The 24,728-nt window shown below is 42.0% G+C and carries 24 protein-coding genes; 17 read left to right on the forward strand and 7 right to left on the reverse strand.

Annotation, left to right across the window (positions count from 1 at the left end; genetic code table 11):
* Positions 1-82 precede the first annotated feature (82 nt).
* The 4 genes from HMPREF9188_RS03865 to HMPREF9188_RS03880 all read left to right on the forward strand — a co-directional run bounded on the left by HMPREF9188_RS03865 (position 83) and on the right by HMPREF9188_RS03880 (position 8,383).
* Positions 83-4,594 (forward strand): S8 family serine peptidase, encoded by a 4,512-nt coding sequence (locus tag HMPREF9188_RS03865; protein WP_009729963.1) that lies wholly within the window; start codon positions 83-85, stop codon positions 4,592-4,594.
* A 321-nt stretch (positions 4,595-4,915) separates the two neighbouring features.
* Positions 4,916-5,833, forward strand: coding sequence for a glycine--tRNA ligase subunit alpha (gene glyQ, locus HMPREF9188_RS03870; RefSeq protein WP_009729964.1), 918 nt, complete (start codon positions 4,916-4,918; stop codon positions 5,831-5,833).
* A gap of 211 nt (positions 5,834-6,044) precedes the next feature.
* Positions 6,045-8,081 (forward strand): glycine--tRNA ligase subunit beta, encoded by a 2,037-nt coding sequence (glyS, locus tag HMPREF9188_RS03875; RefSeq protein WP_009729965.1) that lies wholly within the window; start codon positions 6,045-6,047, stop codon positions 8,079-8,081.
* A 44-nt stretch (positions 8,082-8,125) separates the two neighbouring features.
* Positions 8,126-8,383 carry a DUF896 family protein gene (locus HMPREF9188_RS03880; RefSeq protein ID WP_000377481.1) on the forward strand — a complete coding sequence of 86 codons (258 nt, stop codon included), beginning with the start codon at positions 8,126-8,128 and terminating at the stop codon, positions 8,381-8,383.
* Between the two features lie 83 nt (positions 8,384-8,466).
* Here the strand turns inward: HMPREF9188_RS03880 and HMPREF9188_RS03885 are convergent, their stop codons facing one another.
* The 3 genes from HMPREF9188_RS03885 to HMPREF9188_RS03895 are packed head-to-tail and all read right to left on the reverse strand — an operon-like array spanning position 8,467 to position 11,282.
* Entirely contained in the window at positions 8,467-9,711 is a 1,245-nt protein-coding gene (locus HMPREF9188_RS03885) for an NAD(P)H-dependent oxidoreductase (protein WP_009729966.1), read from the reverse strand.
* Positions 9,712-9,728: 17 nt separating this feature from the next.
* Positions 9,729-10,334 (reverse strand): NADPH-dependent FMN reductase, encoded by a 606-nt coding sequence (locus HMPREF9188_RS03890; protein WP_000915929.1) that lies wholly within the window; start codon positions 10,332-10,334, stop codon positions 9,729-9,731.
* Positions 10,335-10,367: 33 nt separating this feature from the next.
* On the reverse strand, positions 10,368-11,282 hold the full coding sequence (locus HMPREF9188_RS03895) for an FAD:protein FMN transferase (RefSeq protein WP_033588968.1): 915 nt from the start codon (positions 11,280-11,282) through the stop codon (positions 10,368-10,370).
* Positions 11,283-11,589: 307 nt separating this feature from the next.
* On the opposite strand from HMPREF9188_RS03895, the gene nox reads away from it, so the two are divergent.
* The 3 genes from nox (at position 11,590) to pdxT (ending at position 14,577) form a co-directional block, all read left to right on the forward strand.
* A complete protein-coding gene (gene nox / locus HMPREF9188_RS03900) occupies positions 11,590-12,969 on the forward strand; it encodes a H2O-forming NADH oxidase (RefSeq protein WP_000036760.1) in 1,380 nt (459 codons plus the stop codon).
* A 150-nt stretch (positions 12,970-13,119) separates the two neighbouring features.
* The gene (pdxS, locus tag HMPREF9188_RS03905) at positions 13,120-13,995 is read left to right on the forward strand and encodes a pyridoxal 5'-phosphate synthase lyase subunit PdxS (RefSeq protein ID WP_009729968.1); all 876 of its coding nucleotides are present in this window, start codon (positions 13,120-13,122) and stop codon (positions 13,993-13,995) included.
* The gene (pdxT, locus tag HMPREF9188_RS03910; protein WP_009729969.1) at positions 13,996-14,577 is read left to right on the forward strand and encodes a pyridoxal 5'-phosphate synthase glutaminase subunit PdxT; all 582 of its coding nucleotides are present in this window, start codon (positions 13,996-13,998) and stop codon (positions 14,575-14,577) included.
* A gap of 19 nt (positions 14,578-14,596) precedes the next feature.
* Here the strand turns inward: pdxT and trhA are convergent, their stop codons facing one another.
* Both trhA and HMPREF9188_RS03920 read right to left on the reverse strand, forming a co-directional pair.
* Positions 14,597-15,244: a PAQR family membrane homeostasis protein TrhA gene (trhA, locus tag HMPREF9188_RS03915; protein WP_001097976.1), complete on the reverse strand. Its 648-nt coding sequence runs from the start codon at positions 15,242-15,244 to the stop codon at positions 14,597-14,599.
* Positions 15,241-15,687, reverse strand: a complete 447-nt coding sequence (locus tag HMPREF9188_RS03920) for a DUF1836 domain-containing protein (RefSeq protein WP_009729970.1) — start codon at positions 15,685-15,687, stop codon at positions 15,241-15,243. The genes trhA and HMPREF9188_RS03920 overlap by 4 nt, the downstream gene beginning before the upstream one ends.
* A 134-nt stretch (positions 15,688-15,821) precedes the next feature.
* Here HMPREF9188_RS03920 and HMPREF9188_RS03925 point away from each other — a divergent pair, with 134 nt between their 5' ends.
* The 7 genes from HMPREF9188_RS03925 to trxB all read left to right on the forward strand — a co-directional run bounded on the left by HMPREF9188_RS03925 (position 15,822) and on the right by trxB (position 20,176).
* Positions 15,822-16,316 (forward strand): GNAT family N-acetyltransferase, encoded by a 495-nt coding sequence (locus HMPREF9188_RS03925; RefSeq protein WP_000405858.1) that lies wholly within the window; start codon positions 15,822-15,824, stop codon positions 16,314-16,316.
* Complete coding sequence (locus tag HMPREF9188_RS03930) at positions 16,313-16,828, forward strand: methylated-DNA--[protein]-cysteine S-methyltransferase (protein WP_198006243.1); 516 nt, start codon at positions 16,313-16,315, stop codon at positions 16,826-16,828. The genes HMPREF9188_RS03925 and HMPREF9188_RS03930 overlap by 4 nt, the downstream gene beginning before the upstream one ends.
* 12 nt (positions 16,829-16,840) lie before the next feature.
* A complete protein-coding gene (locus tag HMPREF9188_RS03935) occupies positions 16,841-17,197 on the forward strand; it encodes an arsenate reductase family protein (protein ID WP_000889069.1) in 357 nt (118 codons plus the stop codon).
* A gap of 156 nt (positions 17,198-17,353) precedes the next feature.
* Entirely contained in the window at positions 17,354-18,154 is an 801-nt protein-coding gene (locus HMPREF9188_RS03940; RefSeq protein ID WP_000637477.1) for an amino acid ABC transporter permease, read from the forward strand.
* Complete coding sequence (locus HMPREF9188_RS03945; RefSeq protein WP_009729972.1) at positions 18,154-18,897, forward strand: amino acid ABC transporter ATP-binding protein; 744 nt, start codon at positions 18,154-18,156, stop codon at positions 18,895-18,897. The genes HMPREF9188_RS03940 and HMPREF9188_RS03945 overlap by 1 nt, the downstream gene beginning before the upstream one ends.
* A gap of 77 nt (positions 18,898-18,974) precedes the next feature.
* Positions 18,975-19,199 (forward strand): DUF4059 family protein, encoded by a 225-nt coding sequence (locus tag HMPREF9188_RS03950; RefSeq protein WP_000926603.1) that lies wholly within the window; start codon positions 18,975-18,977, stop codon positions 19,197-19,199.
* A gap of 65 nt (positions 19,200-19,264) precedes the next feature.
* Positions 19,265-20,176, forward strand: a complete 912-nt coding sequence (gene trxB, locus HMPREF9188_RS03955; protein WP_000272337.1) for a thioredoxin-disulfide reductase — start codon at positions 19,265-19,267, stop codon at positions 20,174-20,176.
* Positions 20,177-20,367: 191 nt separating this feature from the next.
* Here trxB and rlmB read toward each other — a convergent pair whose 3' ends face one another.
* Positions 20,368-21,096, reverse strand: coding sequence for a 23S rRNA (guanosine(2251)-2'-O)-methyltransferase RlmB (gene rlmB / locus HMPREF9188_RS03960; protein WP_009729973.1), 729 nt, complete (start codon positions 21,094-21,096; stop codon positions 20,368-20,370).
* 44 nt (positions 21,097-21,140) lie between these two features.
* Entirely contained in the window at positions 21,141-21,752 is a 612-nt protein-coding gene (def, locus tag HMPREF9188_RS03965) for a peptide deformylase (RefSeq protein WP_001272963.1), read from the reverse strand.
* 155 nt (positions 21,753-21,907) lie between these two features.
* Between def and HMPREF9188_RS10180 the strand changes: the two genes are divergently transcribed.
* The 3 genes from HMPREF9188_RS10180 to HMPREF9188_RS03985 are packed head-to-tail and all read left to right on the forward strand — an operon-like array spanning position 21,908 to position 24,715.
* Complete coding sequence (locus HMPREF9188_RS10180) at positions 21,908-23,227, forward strand: CapA family protein (RefSeq protein WP_009729974.1); 1,320 nt, start codon at positions 21,908-21,910, stop codon at positions 23,225-23,227.
* 23 nt (positions 23,228-23,250) lie between these two features.
* The gene (locus tag HMPREF9188_RS03980) at positions 23,251-24,078 is read left to right on the forward strand and encodes a Cof-type HAD-IIB family hydrolase (protein WP_009729975.1); all 828 of its coding nucleotides are present in this window, start codon (positions 23,251-23,253) and stop codon (positions 24,076-24,078) included.
* Position 24,079: 1 nt separating this feature from the next.
* The gene (locus tag HMPREF9188_RS03985) at positions 24,080-24,715 is read left to right on the forward strand and encodes an SGNH/GDSL hydrolase family protein (protein ID WP_009729976.1); all 636 of its coding nucleotides are present in this window, start codon (positions 24,080-24,082) and stop codon (positions 24,713-24,715) included.
* The last annotated feature ends 13 nt before the right edge of the window (positions 24,716-24,728 follow it).

The following is a 24,728-nucleotide window of genomic DNA, read 5'->3' on the forward strand; positions in this document are numbered from 1 at the left end:
TTTGTGACAATTCAGATTTTTATGAAAATTTTTGATTATTTGCGTTATAATGGGTATACTTTAAAGAAAAAGGAGATTATTTATGGATAGACGACAACGTTTTTCATTACGGAAATACAAATTTGGTCTTGCTTCAGTTTTGCTGGGGACTGCTTTGGTTTTTGGAGCAAGTCAAGTTAATGCCAATGAGCAGAGTACAGGTGAAAATCAAGCTCAAACTCAGGAAATCAAGACAGAGTTAAAAGATGATAAACACTCAAACTCTGCGACTGACTTAACTACCGCTAATGGGATAGCTCCAGTAGTTGGAGAGAAACAAGAAGCTGAAACTTCTAAAGAGGATGCTAGTAAACAAGATGCTAAGGTAGAAGCTCCAGTTGATAAAACTGCTGAAGCCCAGGAATCAGGAAAAGATAGCGCAGTTGCAAAAGAAGAAAATCAAGGTATCGTTCAGAAAGAAACAACAGTAGATACCAGTCCAGCGCCTGCTACTGAGAAGGCTTCTGACTTGGAGGAAAAAGAGGCTCAAGTAACGACAGCTCCGAAAACTACTGGCGAGACAGCAACTACTGAAAAGGAAAAACAAAATGCTGAATCTGCAAAACCCAATAGTCTTTCAAGCAATGATATCATCACGGTACCAAAAACTTGGAAGGCTGGTTACAAGGGGACAGGGACCGTTGTTGCCATAATTGACTCTGGGCTTGATTTGAATCATGAGGTTCTTCGAATTTCGGATCCGTCAAAAGCAAAATTTAAAAACAAGGAAGCCATCGAAGCAGCTAAAAAGGCTGCTGGAATCGACTACGGTAAATGGTATAGTGATAAGGTTGTCTATGCCTATGACTACTTTGACGGAACAGATAAGATCAAAGAAGCAGAAAGAACTTCTCATGGGATGCACGTAACAGGGATTGCAGCTGGAAACCCTGATAAAGAAGCACCGAATGGTGAAAAGGTCTATGGTGTAGCACCAGAAGCCCAAGTCATGTTTATGCGTGTCTTTTCAGATCGTCAAAAAACGACCAGTTCTGCCCTTTATGTAAAGGCGATTGATGATGCAGTCGCCTTGGGAGCAGATGCTATTAATATGAGTTTGGGATCTAGCACTGGTTCTATGGTGGATGCTGGTTCTGATATCGTGGATGCTATCAAACGTGCCCGTGCCAAGGGAGTTTCTGTTCTTATCTCAGCAGGAAATAGCAATACATTCGGAAATGGTTATTCAAAACCACTAGCTGAAAACCCAGACTATGGCTTGGTTGGAAATCCATCCACTGTTGAGGATTCGATTTCAGTTGCTTCTGTCAACAATAAAACATTGACGACAGCGGTTTTTGAAGTCAAAGGTCTAGAGGGAAATGCCAGTCTTCATAACGGAAAATTTGATTATAGTCAACCTGAAGCAGATAAGGACTTTGAAAAAGGAAAAGAGTACGAATACGTCGAAGCAGGGTTAGGTCGTGAAGAAGACTTTGCGAAGTTGGATTTAACTGGAAAACTTGCCCTCATTCAGCGTGGAGCTATGAACTTTTCAGAGAAAATCAAAAATGCACGAAAACATGGTGCAGTTGGTGCCTTGATCTACAATAATGTAGAAGGAGCGAACATCAATATGGCTATTGATGATGAAGCAAAGAAAATTCCTTCTGTATTTATTTCTAAACAGTATGGTGAAGCCTTAAAATCAGGAAAATACAAGATTGTTTTTAATGACAAGATGGATAATCGCCCTTCTGATGTAGCCAATCAGTTATCTGACTTTTCAAGTTGGGGAGTGACTACTGATGGACAATTGAAACCAGACGTGACAGCTCCTGGCGGCAATATCTACTCATCCTTTAATGACAATACCTACGGTAGTATCAGCGGAACCAGTATGGCGGCTCCTCACGTTACGGGTGTTGCAGTTCTGGTTAAGGAATACCTTCAAAAACACCATCCAGAATTGACTCCTGAGCAAGTATCAGAGACTGTCAAGGCCTTGATCATGTCAACTGCAAAACCACACGTTAATAAGGATACAGGCACTTATACCTCTCCTCGTCAGCAAGGTTCTGGTATTGTGGATACAGCTGCTGCAGTGTCAACAGATCTCTATGTAACGGGTGAAAATGGTTATCCAAGTGTGACATTAGGAAATGTTGGAGATCAATTTACTTTCAAGGTCACTGTACACAATATTTCAGATACTGATCGTACTCTCAAGATGGTAGTGAATACCAATACAGACGAAGTCCAAGATGGGAAATTCACCCTTCGACCTCGAAAACTAACGGAGACAGTCTGGCCTGAAGTGACGGTCAAAGCCCACAGCAGTCAAACAGTCACTGTTAAAGTGGATGCTCGAAAATTTGCTGCTGAACTCAGCAAACAAATGCCAAATGGCTATTTCCTTGAAGGTTTTGTTCGCTTTGTAGATCCAGCAGATGATGGAGATATTGTGAGTCTTGCATTTATGGGCTTCCGAGGTGAATTCCAAAATCTTCCTGCTGTCGAAAAACCAATTTACAATCTTGTCCGAGAAGGAAAAAATGGATTTTACACGGAAGTAGACAAGGAAAATCCTGCAGTTAACTACTCTAATGATGCGACCTATCTAGCAAGCTTGCAAAATGATCTTCTTGTTTCTCAAGGTCAACGCCAAGGACGCAGAATTACCGTTCTTGGGATTGAACAAAATGCTGAAGGTAAGCATGTTCTTCAGTTGGACGAAAAAGGGAATGTCCGTATTGCTATTTCTCCAAACGATGATGGAAACAAAGATCTGGTTGAATACAAAACGGTTGCTTTGAGAAATCTTGTAAATCTTCGGGCAACAGTTTATGCGGCTACAGATACCAAGCATGAACATCCTATTTGGGAGGGCGATGCAAAGGATCTTCGTAAGAATTATTTTGATTTTGACAGTAGAAATCTGAAGAGTTATATTCTAGATAATACTGCTTGGAGAGGTCAGGATTTTGATGGTAATACCGTAGCGGATGGTTTATATGACTATGTTATCAGTTATACACCAGATGTTCCAGGAGCAAAAGAACAATACACGACCTTTAAAATTCAAATTGATACTCAAAAACCTGTCATCACGAGTGGTTATATTCGCTTTAAAGATGGAAACCAAGAATTCGTAGCTCGCAAACCAAAAGATGTGGGTCAAGGCGGTATCCTTTCAGAAAAAGTCTTCTATATCACACCATTTGATCAGAAAGGGACCATGGTTCTAACTGGAAAGGACGAGTCTGGAACTCGTGCGCTTGAGAACACCCATCTGATTAAGGCCAATGCTGATGGTAGTTATACACTTCCTAAGGATGTTGACAAGGCTAATATTTACTATCTTGTAGAGGACTATGCAGGAAATGTAGACTATATCTCGCTTGCAGAACTTGTGCGCGATCAAAATAGTGGTCGAGTGAAAATCGCCTTGAAGGATGCGAAAACAAACCAAGATATTGATACCCTCTACGTCTATCGAATTAAAAATAGCGAGGGGCAATATGTTGATGTCGACAAGTCAAAAGCGATTCATTTCTTACAGTTTGGTCATTATACGGCAGAAATTTTCAGTTATGACCGAACAGAATTGAAATTTATCAGTGCCTTGTCCCAAGAGTTTGACCTGACGGAAGAAAATAGTTTCCAAACCATTACCTTCCTAGCAAAACTCCTAGAGTATGCACCAGTATCTGTTTCCTTCAATCAAGCAGTTCCAAAGACAACTACAGTAGTTCTGAAAGGAGAAGATGGGACAAGTATCACTCTTCCTGCTGAAAAATACGGTCAATACGCCTTCGGTAAGAAAGTTGCTATAGGTCGTTATACTGTAGAGATTGGCTTACCGACTGGATATGAACTCCTTGAAAATCTCGTTTCCTTGCTCGTTCATCCAGGTCGAAATAATGCTTTGCGCCTATCTGTTGTGTCTAAGTTGGCCTTGATTGCTGCGGTAAATCAACAAAAAGAACTGGTAGAAACGTCTCGTTACTTTAATAGTAGTGCAGATAAGAGAAAAGCTTATGACCAAGCTTTCCAAGTGGCGCGGTCAGCCTTGTCAAGTAAGTTGAAGCAAGAATTGATTGATGGAGTTCTCGCTAGTCTTGAAGCTGCTGGTAAGGCTTTGGATGGAAAAGATTCGAACGTGGCAGCCTTGAAAGAAGCCATGAAAGCTTACTATGCAACGACTAAAACTGGACGATATGCTAATTCCAAGGAAAAAGTACGTCGAGCTTATGATCGTGCCTTCCAAGAAATCGCCTTACTTGCTGTGGATCCTAAAGTCAAACAGGATCAAATTGACCAATCTCTCATTGCCCTTGCAACAGCTAAAAGTAAACTGAATGGCAAAGCTACTGACTTCTCTAGTCTGAAGAAACTGGTCAAGGATGAACGTCTTTTCCAAGAAAAGAATGCGAGATTTATCTATGCAGACAAGAAAGAAAAAGCAGCTTATCTTTTAGCCTTTAAAGAAGCTCAGGAACTCCTTAATGATCCAGGAGCGAGCCAAGAAGATGTCAAAGATGCCATTACAGTCTTGAAACAAGCCAAGAGAAATCTGCATGGCAAAAAACCAAAAGCAAGAAGACATCCTTAAACAGGAGTTTCTGAAGCTTTACTGATAAATGAGTCTGAAACTTTGTTTTCAGACTCATTTTTGGTTTACACTAGCTAGGAAATCTGCTATAATACTAGCTAGGAAAGAAAGTCTTATGGCGTTCTTCAAGCGAGCTTGGGATAGTGGGAGCCAAGTAGGACAAGGTAAGAAACTGGCGCTTTCTGTCGTATTTTAAAAAACAATGAAGTAATAAATTAGGGTGGAACCGCGTTTCTGACGCCCCTAGGTCACAGACTTAGGAGTAAAGACACGGTTCTTTTTGTATCCAAAGTCACAAGAATTTATAAAAAGGAGTAAATAATGTCTAAAAAATTGACTTTCCAGGAAATCATCCTTACTTTGCAGCAATTTTGGAATGACCAAGGTTGTATGCTTATGCAGGCTTATGATAATGAAAAAGGTGCGGGAACCATGAGTCCGTACACTTTCCTTCGTGCTATCGGACCTGAGCCATGGAATGCGGCTTATGTAGAGCCATCACGTCGTCCTGCTGACGGTCGTTATGGAGAAAATCCTAACCGTCTTTACCAACACCACCAATTCCAAGTGGTCATGAAGCCTTCTCCATCAAATATCCAAGAACTTTACCTTCAATCTTTGGAAAAATTGGGAATCAATCCTTTGGAACACGATATTCGTTTCGTTGAAGACAACTGGGAAAATCCATCGACTGGATCTGCAGGTCTCGGTTGGGAAGTTTGGCTTGATGGGATGGAAATCACTCAGTTCACTTATTTCCAACAAGTTGGTGGATTGGCAACAGGTCCTGTGACTGCGGAAGTTACCTATGGTTTGGAGCGTTTGGCTTCTTACATCCAAGAAGTGGACTCTGTCTATGATATCGAGTGGGCTGATGGTGTAAAATACGGAGAAATCTTTATTCAGCCTGAGTATGAGCACTCAAAATATTCATTTGAAATTTCGGATCAAGAAATGTTGCTTGAAAACTTTGATAAGTTTGAAAAGGAAGCTGGTCGTGCCTTGGAAGAGGGCTTGGTTCATCCTGCCTATGACTATGTTCTCAAATGTTCACACACTTTTAACCTGCTTGACGCGCGTGGTGCCGTATCTGTAACCGAGCGTGCGGGCTATATCGCTCGTATCCGTAACCTAGCCCGTGTCGTAGCCAAAACCTTTGTCGCAGAACGCAAACGCCTAGGCTACCCACTTTTGGATGAGGCGACACGAGCTAAACTCTTAGCAGAAGACGCAGAATAAAGAGAGTGACAGTTTACGAAAATGGGCGAACAGAGTGAGCCTTGAGCCAGTTGCCGTAGTGATGAAGGTATCCTTAGTGAAGCTAAGGATACTAGGCAAAATTGGAGACTTTCGGCTCCAATTTTAGCAATGAAACAACAAAGTTGGTTGCTTGCGTGCCAATCACATAAGGCAAACTGGAAAATAAAAAGATACTTTTCGGAGAAAAAACATGACAAAAAACTTATTAGTAGAACTCGGTCTTGAAGAGTTACCAGCCTACGTAGTAACTCCAAGTGAAAAACAACTAGGTGAAAAAATGGCAGCCTTCCTCAAGGAAAACCGGCTGTCTTTTGAAGCCATTCAAACCTTCTCCACACCACGCCGTTTGGCTGTTCGTGTCACTGGTCTTGCAGACAAACAGTCTGATTTGACAGAAGATTTCAAGGGACCAGCAAAGAAAATTGCCTTGGATGGTGATGGAAACTTCACCAAAGCAGCTCAAGGATTTGTCCGTGGGAAAGGCTTGACAGTTGAAGATATTGAATTCCGTGAAATCAAGGGTGAAGAGTATGTCTATGTTACCAAGGAAGAAGTGGGCCAACCAGTTGAGAACATTGTTCCAGGTGTAGTAGACGTCTTGAAGTCATTGACTTTCCCTGTCAGCATGCACTGGGCTAACAACACTTTTGAGTATATCCGCCCTGTACACACTTTGACAGTTCTCTTGGACGAGCAAGAGTTTGATTTGGATTTCCTTGATATCAAGGGGGGTCGTGTGAGCCGTGGTCATCGTTTCTTGGGACAAGAAACTAAGATTCAGTCAGCATTGAGCTATGAAGAAGACCTTCGTGCACAGTTTGTAATCGCGGATCCTCGTGAACGTGAGCAAATGATTGTTGATCAAATCAAGGAAATCGAGGCAAAACATGGTGTACGTATCGAAATTGATGCTGACTTGCTGAACGAAGTCTTGAACTTGGTTGAATACCCAACTGCCTTCATGGGAAGTTTTGATGCCAAATACCTTGAAGTTCCAGAAGAAGTTTTGGTGACTTCGATGAAGGAACACCAACGTTACTTTGTTGTTCGTGATCAGGATGGTAAACTCTTGCCAAACTTCATTTCTGTTCGTAATGGAAACGCAGAGTATTTGGAAAATGTCATCAAGGGTAATGAAAAAGTCTTGGTTGCCCGTTTGGAAGACGGTGAATTCTTCTGGCGTGAAGACCAAAAATTGGTTATTTCTGACCTTGTTGAAAAATTAAACAACGTCACCTTCCACGAAAAGATTGGTTCCCTTCGTGAACACATGATTCGTACAGGTCAGATTGCCGTCCTTTTGGCGGAAAAAGCTGGTTTATCAGTGGATGAAACGATTGATCTTGCCCGCGCAGCATCCATTTATAAGTTTGACTTGTTGACAGGGATGGTTGGTGAGTTTGATGAACTCCAAGGAATTATGGGTGAGAAATATGCCCTTCTTGCTGGTGAAACTCCAGCAGTTGCGGCTGCCATTCGTGAACACTACATGCCTACATCAGCGGATGGAGCTCTCCCAGAGAGCAAGATCGGAGCCATTCTAGCCATTGCAGACAAATTGGATACGATTTTGAGTTTCTTCTCAGTGGGCTTGATTCCATCAGGTTCTAATGACCCTTATGCCCTTCGTCGTGCAACGCAAGGTGTAGTTCGTATTTTGGATGCTTTTGGTTGGCACATTGCTATGGATGAGTTGATTGATAGCCTTTACACTTTGAAATTTGACAGCTTGACTTATGGAAATAAAGCAGAGGTCATGGACTTTATCAAGGTTCGTGTTGATAAGATGATGGGTTCAACTCCAAAAGACATTAAGGAAGCGGTTCTTGCAAGCTCGAACTTTGTCGTGGCGGATATGTTGGAAGCAGTAAGTGCTCTTGTAGAAGCAAGCAAAGAAGAAAACTTCAAATCATCTGTCGAATCTCTCTCACGTGCTTTCAACTTGTCTGAGAAATCTGAAGGATCTGAAACAGTTGATTCTGCTCTTTTTGAAAATGAAGAAGAGAAAGCCTTGGCGGAAGCAGTAGAGTCACTCGTTTTATCAGGGACTGCAAGTCAGCAATTAGAACAACTCTTTGCGCTTAGCCCAATTATTGATGCTTTCTTTGAAAATACCATGGTAATGACCGATGATCAAGATATTCGTCAAAATCGATTGTCCATCTTATCGCAATTGACCAAGAAAGCAGCTAAGCTTGCACGCTTTAACCAAATCAATACCAAGTAGACTCTCTATTAAACGAACTGTATCTTTTTACAAAGGAGATAAACATGGATTCAAAAAAAATCGCTCGTATCAACGAGCTCGCTAAAAAGAAAAAAACAGAAGGCTTAACTTCTGCTGAAAAAGTGGAACAAGCTAAACTTCGTGAGGAATATATCGAAGGCTATCGTCGCGCTGTTCGTCACCATATTGAAGGAATTAAAATTGTGGATGAGGAAGGAAATGACGTAACGCCAGAAAAACTACGCCAAGTACAACGTGAAAAAGGTTTGCACGGCCGTAGTCTTGATGATCCAAATTCATAACATTCAAGGGTTTTGTAAATCATCTACAAAACCCTTTTTTGCTAATAACAAAAAAAGGAGCCACTTGGCTCCTTTTTGATTTCTTAGTTGCTCGCACCAGAAGTAGCGTCAGCGCCACCTCCATGACCTCCACCATCAGGAGTATCAGAAGCACCAGAAGTAGCATCAGCGCCTCCATGACCTCCAGCAGCAGGAGCGAATGGCCCACTACCACCTACCAAACGTTGACCAGTTTCTTGTAGGTACCAGTCAAGCCATGGTTGGAAGTTAAAGACGATTTCATTGATACCAGCGTATGATCCGTCAGGATAGTACATAGCTTGGTAGTTGTGGGTGTTGATGACACCTGCAGGTGAACCTGGAACGATAGTACGGACGTATTCTTGGTTTCCGTTACGAAGTGTTCCGATAACCCACTCTACATTCTTCATACGTGCTGGTGGAAGAGATCCATGAACGGTCGACATACGGCAACCTGATTGAGGTGGTACACGTTTAGCAAACATGGTGTCTGGATCTTGGTGAGCGTTGTTGTAGTAGAGGAATTGGTTGTTGTCGTCAGCGTATGTCAATTCAAATGGCATAGCTTTCAAGAACATATCAATTTGGTTAACTGTCAGGATACCGTGGTCCAATTTGACATAGGTATCACCAGAAACAGCACCAGTGATTGCTGCAACTTTTTCTACCCATTCTGGATCATCAGGGTCAACTTCTGTGATGGTTGTAGCAATTGGTTTTCCACAATCCAAGTCTTCTGGTTCGATTGGTTTTGGTTTTTTCAATTTAGAAACGACTCCTACATATTTAACAAAGTTATCTAAGCAAGTTTCAAGGAATTTAACAGTTCCTTCGTTGGTGATATTTCCGTCGTTATCAAAAGCTTCTTTGGCTTTACCAAGAAGGAATTCATTTCCTGGAAGTGTGTAGGCATTGACACCAGGAGCGTCAAGGATCTTACGGAGGTGAACCTGAGCACGTGAAGTTCCTTGGTCGTAGTATGATGCTCCCACAATCATAACAGGCTTGTTTTCAAATGGATGAACTTCGTATGAAAGCCATTCAAGTACAGATTTGAGAGAAGCTGAGATAGTGTGGTTGTGCTCAGGAGTCGCGATAATGACACCATCAGCACGTGTAATCTTGTTATACAAGAAGCGCAATTGGAAACTTTCGTCCCATTTTTCGTCTTGGTTAAACATTGGAACTTCGTCGATTTCAAGAACTTCTAATTCAAATTTGAATTTGAAATTGCGACGGATAAATTCCAAGAGTTTGCGGTTATATGATTGATCGTAGTTTGATCCAACAAGTCCAACAAATTTCATTCTTTCGGTCTCCTATCTTACAAATTTTCCCAGTCGAATTCTTCAGCATCTTTGCGAAGCAATTCTTGTGCATTGCGCAATTTCTCAGTAATCTTCACAAAGATACGGAAGTCATCAAAGATGGCATCCAATTTCTTGATAACATCAAGGTCAACCAAGTCCCCACTTGGGTTAAATGCTTGAAGAGAGTGAGAAAGCAAGAATTCATCTGGTAGAACATTTGCCTTGATTTCAGGAGCGTTCAAGATTTGACGAAGTTGCAATTGGGCACGAGATGAACCAAGAGTACCGTAAGAAGCACCAGTGATCATGATTGGTTTGTTCAAAAGTGGGTAGATACCATAGGATAGCCAAGCAAGAGCGCTCATCAAAACTGCAGGGATTGAGTGGTCGTACTCAGGGGTACCGATAATGACACCATCAGACGCTTCAATTTTAGCAGCAATTTCAAGAATTTCAGCAGGAAGAAGTTTGTCTGCTGGTTTGTTGAAAACAGGAATGTCCTTGATTTCAACGAGTTCAATCTCAGCCTTGTCGGCGAAGTGTTTTTGCATGTATTGGAGCAATTGGCGGTTTGTAGAACGTTTAGAGTTCGTTCCAACAATGGCAATAAGTTTTAGCATGAGATTTCCTTTCTCTTTTTACATAATACAAATTTAAAGGCCTGAAGAACATGCAAGGCGTCCCTCTTTGTCGATGAGGATGGCTTCGATACCATCTAAACTTTCGACTTGCCAGAGGATAGAAGCGCTTCGCTCTCCGAAAAGGCGGGTTGTCCATATCTCACCATCAACGGATTTATCTGAGATAATCGTTAGGCTAGCGAGGTCTGTTTCGACAGGGAATCCTGTTTCGCTATCAAAAATATGGTGATAGTCTTCTCCGTCTATTGTCAGGTGGCGTTCATAGATACCAGAAGTGACGACGGATTTGTTAGAAACAGGAATGGTTAGGAGATGATTGCCACGAGGATTTCGTGGATCTTGAATACCGATTTGCCAGTCTTTCCCTTCTTTAGCTTGATTATTCCCGATGGTGAGGATATTTCCTCCGAGATTAATCAAGGCAGAAGTGACTCCGCGTGCTTTTAAATACTGAGCAACCTTATCTGCACTATAGCCTTTAGCTAAGCAACCTAAATCAAGTTTCATTCCCTTTTTCTCTAAATAGACAGTAGAGTTAGCGGGATCTAACTTGATAAAATGCGGGTCAACCAGAGGCAAGACAGCTTCGATTTCGTTTAGCTCTGGGAGTCGGGCATCTGAAAAGCCGATTCGCCAGGTTTGAATCAAGGGCCCAATACTGATATTGAGATGGCTAGAGGGAGCTAAGCTATGCTCTAGTCCAAGAGCAATCAGTTCAAATAGGTCAGGATGAACCTTAACAGGTGCGATTCCAGCCTGGTAGTTGATTTCCATCAGTTCGGATTCTTGACTGTTGGCGTTGAAGCGGTACTCGAGCTCTTTGAGCAAATCAAAGGCTCCTTGAAGCAGGCAATCGGCCTGTTCATCTACTAATGAAATCGTGATAGTTGTTCCCATTAGCCGTTCAGAACGTGAATGAAGAGGCAAGCTACCAGCTCCTTTCTCTTTATAGGAAATCATTCAATATAAGTTGGTTAAAGAAAAAGTAAACCCCTTACATTTTATTTCCATGTAACTAGCATACCATAAAGTCAGCGTTTTCACAAATGTATTTTGACAAAAAGTCAAGAAATATGCTCAAAATTAGAATGAAAACGATAGAAAAATAAGGTTTGTTAATATTAAGTGTATTTTTTTCTGAAAAAAAGAGAATTCTGAGCAAATGTCTTGTAAACGCTAACAGTAAATGATATACTAGAAAAGTAAATCAAAAATTAAAGGTAGGAATTTTTCTATGAGTAAAATCGTTGTAGTTGGTGCTAACCACGCTGGTACAGCTTGTATTAATACGATGTTGGATAACTTTGGTCATGAGAACGAAATCGTAGTATTTGACCAAAACTCAAATATTTCATTCCTTGGTTGTGGAATGGCGCTTTGGATCGGAGAACAAATTGATGGCCCAGAAGGTCTCTTCTACTCTGATAAAGAAAAATTGGAAGCAAAAGGTGCTAAAATTTACATGAACTCACCAGTTCTTTCAATTGACTACGATAACAAAGTTGTGACTGCTGAAGTTGAAGGTAAAGAACACAAAGAGTCTTATGATAAATTAATCTTTGCAACTGGTTCAACTCCAATCTTGCCTCCAATCGAAGGTGTTGAAATCGTTAAGGGTAACCGCGAATTCAAAGCAACACTTGAAAATGTTCAATTTGTTAAGTTGTACCAAAACGCAGAAGAAGTTATCGAAAAACTTGCTGACAAGAGCAAACACCTTGAGCGCATTGCCGTTGTTGGTGGTGGTTACATCGGTGTTGAGCTGGCTGAAGCTTTCGAACGTCTTGGAAAAGAAGTGGTGCTTGTTGATATCGTAGACACTGTTTTGAACGGCTACTATGACAAAGACTTTACCCAAATGATGGCGAAAAACTTGGAAGACCATAACATCCGCTTGGCACTTGGTCAAACAGTTAAAGCCATCCAAGGTGATGGTAAAGTTGAACGCTTGGTAACAGACAAAGAAACATTTGATGTGGATATGGTGGTTCTTGCTGTTGGTTTCCGTCCAAACACAGCTCTTGCAGATGGTAAGATTGAACTTTTCCGCAACGGTGCCTTCCTTGTAGACAAGAAACAAGAAACATCTATCCCAGGTGTATACGCTGTTGGTGACTGTGCGACTGTTTATGACAATGCTCGTAAAGATACAAGCTACATCGCTCTTGCATCTAACGCTGTACGTACTGGTATCGTTGGTGCTTATAACGCTTGTGGACATGAATTGGAAGGAATCGGTGTGCAAGGATCAAACGGTATTTCAATCTATGGTCTTCACATGGTTTCAACTGGTCTGACTCTTGAAAAAGCAAAAGCAGCAGGTTACAATGCAACTGAAACTGGCTTTAACGATCTTCAAAAACCAGAATTTATGAAGCATGACAACCACGAGGTTGCCATCAAGATTGTCTTTGACAAAGACAGTCGCGAAATCCTTGGTGCACAAATGGTTTCACATGATGCTGCTATCAGTATGGGAATCCACATGTTCTCACTTGCTATCCAAGAGCATGTAACGATTGATAAATTGGCATTGACAGACCTATTCTTCTTGCCACATTTCAACAAACCATACAACTACATTACAATGGCTGCACTTACAGCTGAAAAATAACAATAGCTGAGCTATCTGGCCTTATATTAAGGTCAGATAGTTTTTTATGTTACTGTACCCAGACAATTATTGTTTTTCTATCTTGTACTTCATTCTAATCTGGCTTAAAATGAAATGGTAGCTACCAATACAAATGATGAGGATTGAGAAATGACTGAAAATCGTTATGAACTGAATAAAAATTTGGCGCAGATGCTCAAAGGTGGGGTTATCATGGATGTTCAGAACCCTGAACAGGCTTGTATTGCAGAGGCTGCTGGTGCGGCAGCTGTTATGGCCTTGGAGCGGATTCCAGCTGATATTCGTGCAGCTGGTGGAGTTTCCCGTATGAGCGACCCAAAGATGATTAAGGAAATCCAAGAAGCGGTCAGTATTCCAGTGATGGCCAAGGTCAGAATCGGGCATTTTGTTGAAGCTCAGATTTTGCAGGCTATTGAGATTGACTATATCGATGAGAGTGAAGTACTTTCTCCAGCTGACGACCGTTTCCATGTGGATAAGAAGGAATTCCAAGTTCCTTTTGTCTGTGGAGCTAAGGACTTGGGTGAAGCCTTGCGTCGTATCGCTGAAGGAGCTTCTATGATTCGGACAAAAGGAGAACCGGGTACAGGAGACATTGTTCAAGCCGTTCGTCATATGCGTATGATGAATCAGGAAATTCGCCGTATTCAAAATCTACGCGAAGATGAGCTATATGTAGCTGCCAAGGACTTGCAAGTCCCTGTAGAATTGGTTCAATACGTCCATGAACATGGGAAGTTGCCAGTTGTCAACTTTGCAGCTGGAGGCGTTGCAACACCAGCAGATGCTGCGCTGATGATGCAATTGGGTGCAGAGGGTGTCTTTGTCGGTTCAGGTATTTTCAAGTCAGGAGACCCAGTTAAACGGGCGAGTGCTATTGTCAAAGCCGTAACCAACTACCAAAATCCTCAAATTCTGGCTCAAATCTCTGAGGACCTAGGGGAAGCCATGGTTGGTATCAATGAGAATGAAATCCAGATTCTCATGGCAGAGCGAGGAAAATAGATGAAAATCGGAATATTAGCCTTGCAGGGTGCCTTTGCAGAACATGCAAAAGTGCTAGAAAAGTTAGGTGTTGTTAGTGTCGAAATCAGAAATTTAGATGATTTTCAACAAGTTCAGAGTGACTTGGCGGGTTTGATATTACCTGGCGGTGAGTCTACAACCATGGGCAAACTCTTGCGTGACCAACAGATGTTGATTCCCATCCGAGAAGCCATTCTATCTGGATTACCCGTTTTTGGGACCTGTGCGGGTTTAATCTTGCTAGCTAAGGAAATTATTTCTCAGGAAGAAAGTCATCTAGCGACTATGGACATAGTAGTTGAGCGCAATGCCTATGGGCGTCAACTAGGAAGTTTTTATACAGAGGCAGAATGTAAGGGAGTCGGTCAGATTCCCATGACCTTTATTCGCGGTCCGATTATCAGTAGTCTTGGAGAGGGTGTGGAAATCCTAGCAACTGTAGATGACCAAATCGTTGCTGCGCAAGAACAGAATATGCTGGTAACCTCTTTTCATCCGGAATTGACTGATAATGTGCGCTTGCACCAGTATTTTATCAATATGTGTAAAGAAAAAAGTTGAGAAAAGATTCTCAACTTTTTTACATGTAATAAACAATCGCGATATATTGGAGTGCAGATGCCGCTAGGATAAAGAGATGCCAAATCATGTGGAAATAAGGTTTTTTCTTAGCGTAAAATCCAGCTCCAACTGTATAACAGAGTCCGCCAGTTACCATGAGACTCCAGAAAATTGGCGTTGTTTGACTGATAATGGCAGGAATGATAGCTAGAACCAACCAGCCCATAATCAGGTAAAGGGCAAGGCTGAATTTCTCATTAACCTTTTTAGCAAAGATTTTATAGAGGATGCCAAAGATGGTTGTTCCCCACTGAATGGCAATGATCAGATAGCCAAACCAGTTATTCATCAAGGTCAAGACGACGGGCGTATAAGAGCCTGCGATAGCCACATAAATCATAGAATGGTCAATGATTCGCAAGACGTATTTGTGAGTCGAACCATAGGCCATAGAGTGGTAAATGGTTGACGAGAGGAACATGAGAAATAGACTGATAACAAAGATAGAAACGCCAAAAGACGATAAAAATCCATGTACTTCATAACTATAGGTGGATGAAATAGGGAGTAAGATGAGCATGATGACGGCACCGACAGCATGGGTCACGCTATTAGCAATTTCCTCTCCAAAACTGAGTTTTTTACTGAGTTTTAGGCTAGTATTCATTGGGATACCTCCTCTTCTTTGTTAAGGATTAAGTCTAGAGTTTGATGATAGAGTTTAACCGTTTGACAGCTAGTTTGGATAATAGGATTTTCTGGATCAATCCCATGGTTCATGTAGTTCACAAAAGCATCGTAGAGCTGGTCTGAGCTCACTTGAGTTTGCAGACTATTAAGTGTCTGGGCGATTTCTTGGATCGAAAAGACAGACTTGAGAGTAGTGATGGCAATCAAACGGGCAATCTGTTTGCGTTGGTATTTTTTCTTGTCAGGCTTTGTCAGGTAACCATGTTTGACATAGTTATTGACCATAGATGCTGTTAACCCCTTGTCCTTATCTGGAGAGATAGGGGCACAGACTTGATTGACATAAAGTAAAACCTGATCCAGATAGAGGTCAATGTTTGGAATGTCTTCCCATTTTGGGTAGGAAAAGATAGAATTCATTTCCAACTCCTTTTTATCTAGTTTCAATAACTAGATTATAAAATAATAAAAAATAAAAGTCAAGTTTCAACTGCTTGTAGAAAGCTTTAAATTATGCTATGATGAGAGAAATTAGTTAGAAATGAGGGGAAGAGATGGAGATTCGTTTAGCTTTTCCAAACGAAGTAGAGGCGATTATGCAGGTGATGGAGGATGCCAAAAAGTGTTTAGCTAAGTCTGGTAGTGGCCAGTGGCAAAATGGCTATCCAAATGCTGACATCATTATTGATGATATTATCTCAGGCCAAGCTTATGTGGCCTTGGAAGAGGGAGAACTGCTAGCCTATGCTGCTGTGACCAAGAGCCCAGAGGAAGCCTATGAAGCCATTTATGAAGGAAGTTGGCAGGGGAAAGAATCAGAATATCTGGTCTTTCACCGTATCGCTGTGGCAGCAGATGTACAAGGACAAGGTGTTGCTCAGACTTTCCTAGAAGGCTTGATTGAAGGTTTTGATTATCTAGATTTTCGTTCAGATACGCATGCACAAAACAAGGCCATGCAGCATATCTTTGAAAAGCTAGGTTTCCAACAGGTCGGTAAAGTTCCAGTTGATGGGGAACGCTTGGCCTATCAGAAATTAAAAAAATGATGGGAAAAAGGTACGCAAAAATGCTCTACCCGTCGCCAATTGGAACCTTATCCTTAGTTGCTGACGAGCAATATCTGTATGGAATTTGGGTACAGGACCAAACTCATTTTGAGAGAGGTTTGACAGCTGAACAGATAGAAGAGGTTGCCAGTCATCCGATATTGGATCAAATTGTTTCCCATTTAGATGTTTACTTTGATGGGCAATCCCAGGATTTGTCAAAACTACCCTTGGCTCCCATTGGGACGGATTTTGAAAAGTGGGTCTGGGCCTACTTACAGAGCATTCCTTATGGTCAAACAGTGACTTACGGTCAAATAGCGAAAGATTTGCAGGTGGATTCTGCCCAAGCTATTGGCGGAGCAGTGGGGCGTAATCCTTGGTCCATCCTCGTACCCTGTCACCGTGTGCTGGGATCAGGCAATCGTCTGACAGGCTATGCATCGGGAGTCGAAAAGAAAGCCTGGCTCTTGCAACATGAAGGTGCAGCATTTCAAGAAAATAAAAAATAGAAAGAAAAGAAGATGTTAGAATTTATCGAATACCCAAAATGTTCAACTTGTAAGAAAGCAAAAAATGAACTAGACCAACTCGGACTTGACTATCAAGATATCCATATTGTAGAAGAAACACCAAGTGAAGAAGTGATTTTGAACTGGTTAGAAACTTCCGGTTTTGAAGTGAAACAATTTTTCAATACTAGCGGGATCAAATACCGCGAACTAGGCCTAAAAGATAAGGTAGGAAGTTTGTCAAAACAAGAAGCAGCCAAGCTTCTAGCCAGTGATGGTATGTTATTGAAACGTCCAATTTTGGTGGAGAATGGTGCTGTTAAACAAATCGGCTATAGAAAAACCTATGAGAATTTAGATTTGAGATAGTTTTTATTTATCTCCTTGATAGGTAAAATATATAGCCTCCCTGTTTTAAAGTGTGATAAACTAGAAGATAGACAAAGTCTGAGTAGCCCGTAGCAAATAATTTGCTTGCGAACAGAAGTATGATAGAATGAATCATTATCAGGAGAGGATGTTTTTATGATTGTTACAACATTTTTAGCATCAGATTGGTACCAAAGTTTGATGCAACTCATTCCGGATGGTAAGCTCTTTAGTTTGCGTTCGGTCTTTGATGGAATTCCAAGGATTGTCCAACAACTGCCTACAACCTTGATGTTGACGCTTGGAGGTGCACTCTTTGGTTTGCTACTTGCTTTGATTTTTGCCATTGTTAAGATCAATCGTGTTAAGATTTTATATCCCTTGCAGGCCTTTTTCGTCAGCTTCTTAAAAGGCACCCCAATCCTAGTCCAACTTATGTTGACCTACTACGGAATTCCTTTGGCACTGAAAGCTATTAACCAGCAATGGGGCACTGGTTTCAATATCAATGCGATTCCAGCAGCGCTTTTTGCGATTGTGGCCTTTGCTTTTAATGAGGCGGCTTATGCAAGTGAAACGATTCGTGCAGCCATCCTTTCTGTTAATCCAGGCGAAATTGAGGCGGCGCGTAGTTTGGGTATGACTCGTGCGCAAGTTTACCGTCGTGTAATTATTCCAAATGCGGCGGTGGTAGCGACGCCGACTTTGATTAACTCCCTTATCGGTTTGACCAAGGGAACTTCTCTAGCCTTTAGTGCAGGTGTTGTGGAGGTCTTCGCCCAAGCTCAGATTTTGGGTGGAGCCGATTATCGCTATTTTGAACGTTTCATCTCCGTAGCTCTTGTTTATTGGGTAGTCAATATCGGAATTGAGAGCCTCGGTCGTTTCATCGAGAGAAAAATGGCTATCTCAGCGCCGGATGCAGTATCTACAGATGTGAAAGGAGACCTTCGTTAATGATTAAGATTTCGAATTTAAGCAAATCCTTTTCAGGACAGACTGTCTTGGATCATCTGGACTTGGATATCCAAAAGGGAGAAGTAGTAGCCTTGATTGGTTCATCTGGAGCAGGGAAATCAACCTTTCTTCGTAGTTTGAACTACCTTGAAACTCCAGATAGTGGAACGATTCAGATTGACAATTTTAAAGTTGATTTTTCTCAGATTAGCCAAGAAGAGATCCTAACCCTTCGTCGCAAGTTATCTATGGTTTTCCAACAGTTTAATTTGTTTGAACGCCGAACTGCTCTTGACAATGTCAAGGAAGGTTTGGTTGTCGTTAAGAAATTATCGGACGAGGAAGCAACAAAAATCGCTAAGGAAGAGTTGGCCAAGGTTGGTCTTTCTGACCGTGAAAACCATTATCCTCGCCATTTATCAGGTGGACAAAAGCAACGGGTTGCCCTCGCGCGTGCGCTTGCTATGAAACCAGATGTCTTGCTCTTGGACGAACCCACTTCAGCCCTTGACCCAGAGTTGGTCGGTGAAGTAGAAAAGTCTATTGCAGATGCTGCCAAGTCAGGTCAGACCATGATTTTGGTCAGTCACGATATGTCTTTTGTAGCCCAAGTGGCAGACAAGGTTCTATTCCTAGATAAAGGGAAAATCATCGAGTCTGGCACACCAGATGAAATCATCAATCATCCGAAAGAAGAACGAACAAAAGAATTCTTTGCTAGTTACAAACGGACTTATATTTGATATAATAGAAAAAGGAAAACTCAGTTAGTTGGACTAGCTGAGTTTACTCTTTAAAAAAGATAGAAACGAGAGAGATCATGCTACTGCAACTGTTTTCTTTATATTTCGAGAGTTTGATCTTAACGACCATCCTTGTCGTGATTTTTCTGGGGATTTGGATTGGATTGAGAGCCATGTCTGGTGTGGACAAGACAGCCAAGGCTCGTCAAGCTCATCTCTATGATATGATTATGATTGGAGTTTTGGTTGTTCCGGTGTTATCCTTTGCCGTCATGAGTTTGCTCTTGGTTTTCAAGGCATAATCCTTGCGTGACTAGCAAGAATGAGTTAGAATAAAGATAGTTACAACAAGAAAGAAGGAATTGAAATGTACGATACGATTATTATCGGTGCTGGACCTGCGGGAATGACCGCTGCCTTATATGCTGCTCGAAGCAATCTGAAAGTAGGCTTGATTGAAGGTGGTCTGCCAGGCGGGCAAATGAATAACACATCTGATATCGAAAACTATCCAGGTTATGCCAATATCAGTGGACCTGAATTGGCTGAAAAGATGTTTGAACCACTTGAAAACCTTGGAGTAGAGCATCTTTATGGCTATGTTGAAAATATTGAAGACAAGGGTGACTATAAGAAGGTAATCACTGATGATCAAGTTTACGAAACCCGTACTGTCATCGTGGCAACTGGGTCAAAACACCGTCTTTTGGGAGTTCCCGGAGAAGAAGAACTGAACAGTCGTGGTGTTTCTTACTGTGCAGTCTGTGATGGAGCTTTCTTCCGTGACCAAGACTTGCTCGTAGTCGGTGGTGGAGATTCAGCGGTAGAAGAAGCCCTCTTCTTGACTCGCTTTGCCAAGACTGTTACCATTGTTCACCGTCGCGACCAACTTCGTGCCCAAAAGGTGTTGCAAGACCGTGCCTTTGCTAATGAGAAAGTCAACTTTATCTGGGACTCTGTCGTCAAGGAAATCAAAGGTGAAAACCGAGTAGAATCTGTCGTATTTGAAAATGTAAAAACAGGTCAAATAACAGAGCAAGCCTTTGGTGGTGTCTTTATCTATGTTGGTTTGGATCCCGTTAGCGATTTTGTCAAAGATTTGAATATTCAAGATCAGGCTGGCTGGATTGTGACAGATAACCACATGAAAACTGCCGTTGACGGTATCTTTGCGGTTGGAGATGTTCGCCAGAAAGACCTTCGCCAAGTAACAACAGCAGTTGGAGATGGGGCTATCGCTGGTCAAGAAGCTTACAAATTTATTACAGAACATAGTTAATACACTTCGAAAATCTCTTCAAACCACGTCAGCTTCGCCTTGCCGTAGGTATGGGTACTGACTTCGTCAGTTCTATCCACAACCTCAAAGCAGTGCTTTGAGCTGTCTTAAGCTAGCTTCCTAGTTTGCTCTTTGATTTTCATTGAGTATAATCATAAAAAAGTTTCCAATCAGATGACTGGAAACTTTTTTTATAGTCTATTTCGGAAAACTTCGTACATGAGAATGGCTGCAGCAACACTGGCATTGAGGCTTTGAACATGTCCATTCATGGGAATGGTAATCATCTCATCAACCTGTTTTTTGATGTTGCTAGAGATGCCTTTTCCTTCATTTCCGATGATGAGGGCGATTTTTCCTTTTGTATTCCACTTGTGGCAAGGAGTACCGTTCATATCCGTTCCAAAGGTCCAGAAGCCTTCATCCTTGAGTTTGTCTAGAGTTTGACTGAGGTTGGTCACTCGCGCAATCGGTACATGCTCAATAGCACCTGTGGCCGTTTTGGCAACGACAGGAGTCACTCCGACGGCACGGTGCTTGGGAATGATGACACCTGAAACATTGGTCGCATCAGCAGTCCTTAAGATAGAACCTAAGTTGTGAGGGTCAGTTAGACCATCCAGAATCAACAGAAGTGGATTTTCTTCTTGGCGTGTTTTGGCAAGGATGTGATCCAGCTCGCTATAGGCAAATTCGGACACTCGTAGAACAAAACCTTGGTGGACAGCGCCTTCGGTCATTTCAGAGAGGGATTTTTTTGAAGTCCAAGAGATGGATACCTTTTTCTCAGCAGCCAGTTCCTTGACTTTCTTAACATTCTTACCTCGGAGATCTTCTTGGAGGTAAAGTTTGTTTCCAGTGTTTGCAAGGAGGGCTTCAGTAACGGCATGGACGCCATAGACAATATCATTTGTTTTCATGCCTCTATTATAACACAAAACCCCGTCTTGCAACGGGATTTTCTTTATTCGAGGATGAGGAGTCCATCTTTGATAGCAAATGGGTCTTTCTCATTGATACGATCGTAGAACATGATTCCGTTGATGTGGTCAATTTCATGTTGGACAACGATAGAGTTGTATCCTTTAAGCTTGATGCGGTGTTTTTCTCCGTCCTTGTCAAAGTAATCAACAGTGACGCGGGCATGACGAACAACATAGCCTGGAACTACACGGTCGACAGATAGGCACCCTTCTCCTTCACCGAGGGCGGCGTCCTGAACAGAGTGGGATACGATTTTTGGATTGTACATAACAGCTTGCAGGTCGTAGGCTTCCTGAGGAGTTTCACCTTCTTCCACAATATTTGGCACTAAAACAGCGATAATGCGTTTTGAGATATCTAACTGAGGAGCGGCCAATCCAACCCCACCGCGGAGTCCCATCTTTTCAGCCATAACAGGATCCTGAGAATTTTTGAGGAATTGCATCATCTTTTCTCCAAGGATGATTTCCTGGTCAGACAGTGGGAAAGTGACCTCCTCAGCAACCGCGCGTAAAGTTGGGTTCCCCTCACGGATAATATCGTTCATATTAATTAAATGAGCAGCTTTTGTAATACGTTCTATAGCAGACATTTTCTCTCCTTTCATTACCTCTACATGATAACACAAAATAGGCGAGAAAGAAAGTCACAGAAGTTCCTAAAAAATAATATAATAAACGGTATTCCTCTTTTGTCTGTGGTATAATAAAAGAAAAGACTTGCAGTAAAAGCAAGGGGGAAATAAAGATGGAAAAGCGACAAGATAGATGGTCTCATGGTCCTATTTTTGGATTGTTGAAGAGTAGTATTGGTTTCTTTAGGAATTATAAATCTTGGACAAATGCCCAGTTTATTACGGTGCTGTTGCTTGCAGTTTCCTTGTCTATGGGGCTGAACTTGTTGACCCAAGCAGTACAAGGGAACAAGGGAACAAGTCCGAGTGGTCAAACAGTTGATTCTGCTCAGACGTCTAGTCAGTCTAAGGAAAATCAGTCTGCCGAAACGACAGCTCGTATCATGGCAAATGGTGACCTTCTCTACCATATTCCTATCTACCGAACAGCTCTGAAAGAAGATGGAACCTATGATTTCCATGAAAATTTTGAGTATGTAAAACCCTGGCTCAAACAAGCGGATTTAGTGCTTGGTGACTTTGAAGGAACGGTGAACAAGGATCACTATTTGGCAGGTTATCCTCTCTTTAATGCACCTGGAGAAGTCATGGATGCGATCAAGGATGCAGGCTACCAAGTTCTAGACTTGGCTCACAATCACATCTTGGATTCTCAGATAGAGGGAGTGGTTTCGACAGCAGAAGCTATCGAAAAGGCAGGGATGACACCCATAGGAGTCTACACACATGAATCCCGTGACCAAGCTCCACTAGTTATCAAGGAAGTCAATGGTATCAAGGTAGCTCTTTTGGCCTATTCTTACGGTTTTAATGGCATTGAGCAGTATATCTCACAAGAGGACTATAATCGCTATCTTTCTGACCTGAATGAAGATAAGATGAAGGCGGAAATCGAACGAGCTGAGCAAGAGGCGGATATCACTGTCATCATGCCTCAGATGGGAATTGAGTACCAGCTAGAACCGACGGAAGAACAGAAAACACTGTACCACAAGATGATTGACTGGGGAGCTGATATTATCTTTGGAGGGCACCCTCACGTCGTTGAACCTGCTGAGACAGTTGAAAAAGATGGTGACAAAAAATTGATCATCTATTCCATGGGAAATTTCCTCTCAAATCAACGCATTGAAACCATGCAAGATGAGGAAAATGCCAAGTGGACGGAGCGCGGTGTCCTCATGGATGTGACCATTAAGAAAAAAGATGGCAAGACAAGGATTGAAACTGCCAAAGCACATCCTACTTGGGTCAATCGGACACCCAAAGGAACTTATTCTCCAGAAGGCTATCCGCTCTTCCTCTATCAGACCTATATCCTAGAGGACTTCATCGAGGGAGGCAGTTACCGTGACAAGTTGGATGAGGCGACCAAGGAACGCATTGACACGGCCTATAAAGAAATGAATGAGCATGTGGGATTGAAGTGGTAGGTGCTCACTCTAAAGGAGATATGATGACGATTAAATTAATTGCAACAGACATGGATGGGACCTTGCTAGACTCGAGAGGTCAGCTAGATCTACCCCGCTTGGAAAAGATTTTAGATCAGCTAGATCAAAAGAATATCCGTTTTGTCATTGCGACGGGGAATGAAGTTCATCGTATGAGAGAACTATTGGGACACTTGGCTGAACGCGTGATCCTAGTAGTTGCCAATGGGGCGCGTATTTTTGAAAACAATAAACTGATTCAAGCTCAGACCTGGGATGATGCTATGGTTGACAAGGCTTTAGTTCATTTTAAAGGGAGAGAGTGCCGAGATCAGTTCGTCGTAACTAGTATGAATGGGAGTTTTGTCAAGGAAGGAACTGTTTTTACAGACCTAGAAAAATTTATGACTCCAGAGATGATTGAAAAACTTTACCAAAGGACCAATTTTGTGTATGAGCTAAACTCAGACCTCTTTGGAGGAGTTCTAAAGATGAGCATGGTCGTTGGTGAAGAACGTTCTAGTTCAGTTTTGCAGGAAATCAATGACCTCTTTGATGGTCGTGTAAGAGCTGTTTCTAGCGGTTATGGCTGTATTGATATCCTGCAAGCTGGTGTTCACAAGGCTTGGGGATTGGAAGAATTACTCAAGCGCTGGGATTTGACATCAGAACAAATTATGGCTTTTGGTGACAGTGAAAATGATGTCGAGATGTTGGAGATGGCTGGTATTGCTTATGCGATGGAAAATGCAGATGATGAGGCCAAGGCAGTTGCGACTGCCCTAGCACCAGCTAACAGCCAAGCGGGTGTTTATCAGGTCCTAGAAAATTGGTTAGAGAAAGAGGGATAAGGTGGCAGTACAGTTATTAGAAAATTGGCTCCTAAAAGAGCAGGAGAAGATTCAAACCAAGTATCGTGAATTGAATCAAGTTTCTGTTCTAGAGCCAGATGTAATTTTTATCGGCGATTCGATTGTAGAATACTACCCATTGCAAGAGTTGTTTGGGACTGCAAAGACGATTGTCAATCGTGGCATCCGAGGCTACCAGACGAAACTGTTATTAGAGAATCTAGATGCCCATCTTTATGGTGATGCTGTGGATCAAATTGTTCTCCTAATTGGGACAAATGATATCGGAAAAGATATTCCTATAAATGAAGCCTTGGATAATCTTGAGCGAGTGATCCAATCAATTGCCCGAGATTATCCGTTGTCACAAATAAAGCTCCTATCCATTTTGCCAGTCAATGAGGGAGAGAAATACAAGCAGACTGTTTATATCCGAACCAATGAAAAGATTAGAGAATGGAATCAAGCCTATGAGGCTCTAGTATCCGCCTATATGCAGGTAGATTTTGTGCCGATTTATGATAGTTTGACAGATTCAGAAGGGCAACTTCAATCAGCCTATACAACGGATGGCCTCCATCTAAGTGTAGCCGGTTATCAAGCCTTATCGGAAGCCTTAAAAGAGTATCTTTTCTAAAGAGGTGGCTTGA

The sequence above is a fragment of the Streptococcus sp. F0441 genome, assembly GCF_000314775.2.
Classification (GTDB): domain Bacteria; phylum Bacillota; class Bacilli; order Lactobacillales; family Streptococcaceae; genus Streptococcus.

Bases quoted from the DNA above. Each gene is read 5' to 3' on its own strand.
- HMPREF9188_RS03865 (WP_009729963.1), top strand. From the start codon at position 83: ATGGATAGACGACAACGTTTTTCATTACGGAAATACAAATTTGGTCTT.
- glyQ (WP_009729964.1), top strand. From the start codon at position 4,916: ATGTCTAAAAAATTGACTTTCCAGGAAATCATCCTTACTTTGCAGCAA.
- glyS (WP_009729965.1), top strand. From the start codon at position 6,045: ATGACAAAAAACTTATTAGTAGAACTCGGTCTTGAAGAGTTACCAGCC.
- HMPREF9188_RS03880 (WP_000377481.1), top strand. From the start codon at position 8,126: ATGGATTCAAAAAAAATCGCTCGTATCAACGAGCTCGCTAAAAAGAAA.
- HMPREF9188_RS03885 (WP_009729966.1), bottom strand. From the start codon at position 9,711: ATGAAATTTGTTGGACTTGTTGGATCAAACTACGATCAATCATATAAC.
- HMPREF9188_RS03890 (WP_000915929.1), bottom strand. From the start codon at position 10,334: ATGCTAAAACTTATTGCCATTGTTGGAACGAACTCTAAACGTTCTACA.
- nox (WP_000036760.1), top strand. From the start codon at position 11,590: ATGAGTAAAATCGTTGTAGTTGGTGCTAACCACGCTGGTACAGCTTGT.
- pdxS (WP_009729968.1), top strand. From the start codon at position 13,120: ATGACTGAAAATCGTTATGAACTGAATAAAAATTTGGCGCAGATGCTC.
- pdxT (WP_009729969.1), top strand. From the start codon at position 13,996: ATGAAAATCGGAATATTAGCCTTGCAGGGTGCCTTTGCAGAACATGCA.
- trhA (WP_001097976.1), bottom strand. From the start codon at position 15,244: ATGAATACTAGCCTAAAACTCAGTAAAAAACTCAGTTTTGGAGAGGAA.
- HMPREF9188_RS03920 (WP_009729970.1), bottom strand. From the start codon at position 15,687: ATGAATTCTATCTTTTCCTACCCAAAATGGGAAGACATTCCAAACATT.
- HMPREF9188_RS03925 (WP_000405858.1), top strand. From the start codon at position 15,822: ATGGAGATTCGTTTAGCTTTTCCAAACGAAGTAGAGGCGATTATGCAG.
- HMPREF9188_RS03930 (WP_198006243.1), top strand. From the start codon at position 16,313: ATGATGGGAAAAAGGTACGCAAAAATGCTCTACCCGTCGCCAATTGGA.
- HMPREF9188_RS03935 (WP_000889069.1), top strand. From the start codon at position 16,841: ATGTTAGAATTTATCGAATACCCAAAATGTTCAACTTGTAAGAAAGCA.
- HMPREF9188_RS03940 (WP_000637477.1), top strand. From the start codon at position 17,354: ATGATTGTTACAACATTTTTAGCATCAGATTGGTACCAAAGTTTGATG.
- HMPREF9188_RS03945 (WP_009729972.1), top strand. From the start codon at position 18,154: ATGATTAAGATTTCGAATTTAAGCAAATCCTTTTCAGGACAGACTGTC.
- HMPREF9188_RS03950 (WP_000926603.1), top strand. From the start codon at position 18,975: ATGCTACTGCAACTGTTTTCTTTATATTTCGAGAGTTTGATCTTAACG.
- trxB (WP_000272337.1), top strand. From the start codon at position 19,265: ATGTACGATACGATTATTATCGGTGCTGGACCTGCGGGAATGACCGCT.
- rlmB (WP_009729973.1), bottom strand. From the start codon at position 21,096: ATGAAAACAAATGATATTGTCTATGGCGTCCATGCCGTTACTGAAGCC.
- def (WP_001272963.1), bottom strand. From the start codon at position 21,752: ATGTCTGCTATAGAACGTATTACAAAAGCTGCTCATTTAATTAATATG.
- HMPREF9188_RS10180 (WP_009729974.1), top strand. From the start codon at position 21,908: ATGGAAAAGCGACAAGATAGATGGTCTCATGGTCCTATTTTTGGATTG.
- HMPREF9188_RS03980 (WP_009729975.1), top strand. From the start codon at position 23,251: ATGACGATTAAATTAATTGCAACAGACATGGATGGGACCTTGCTAGAC.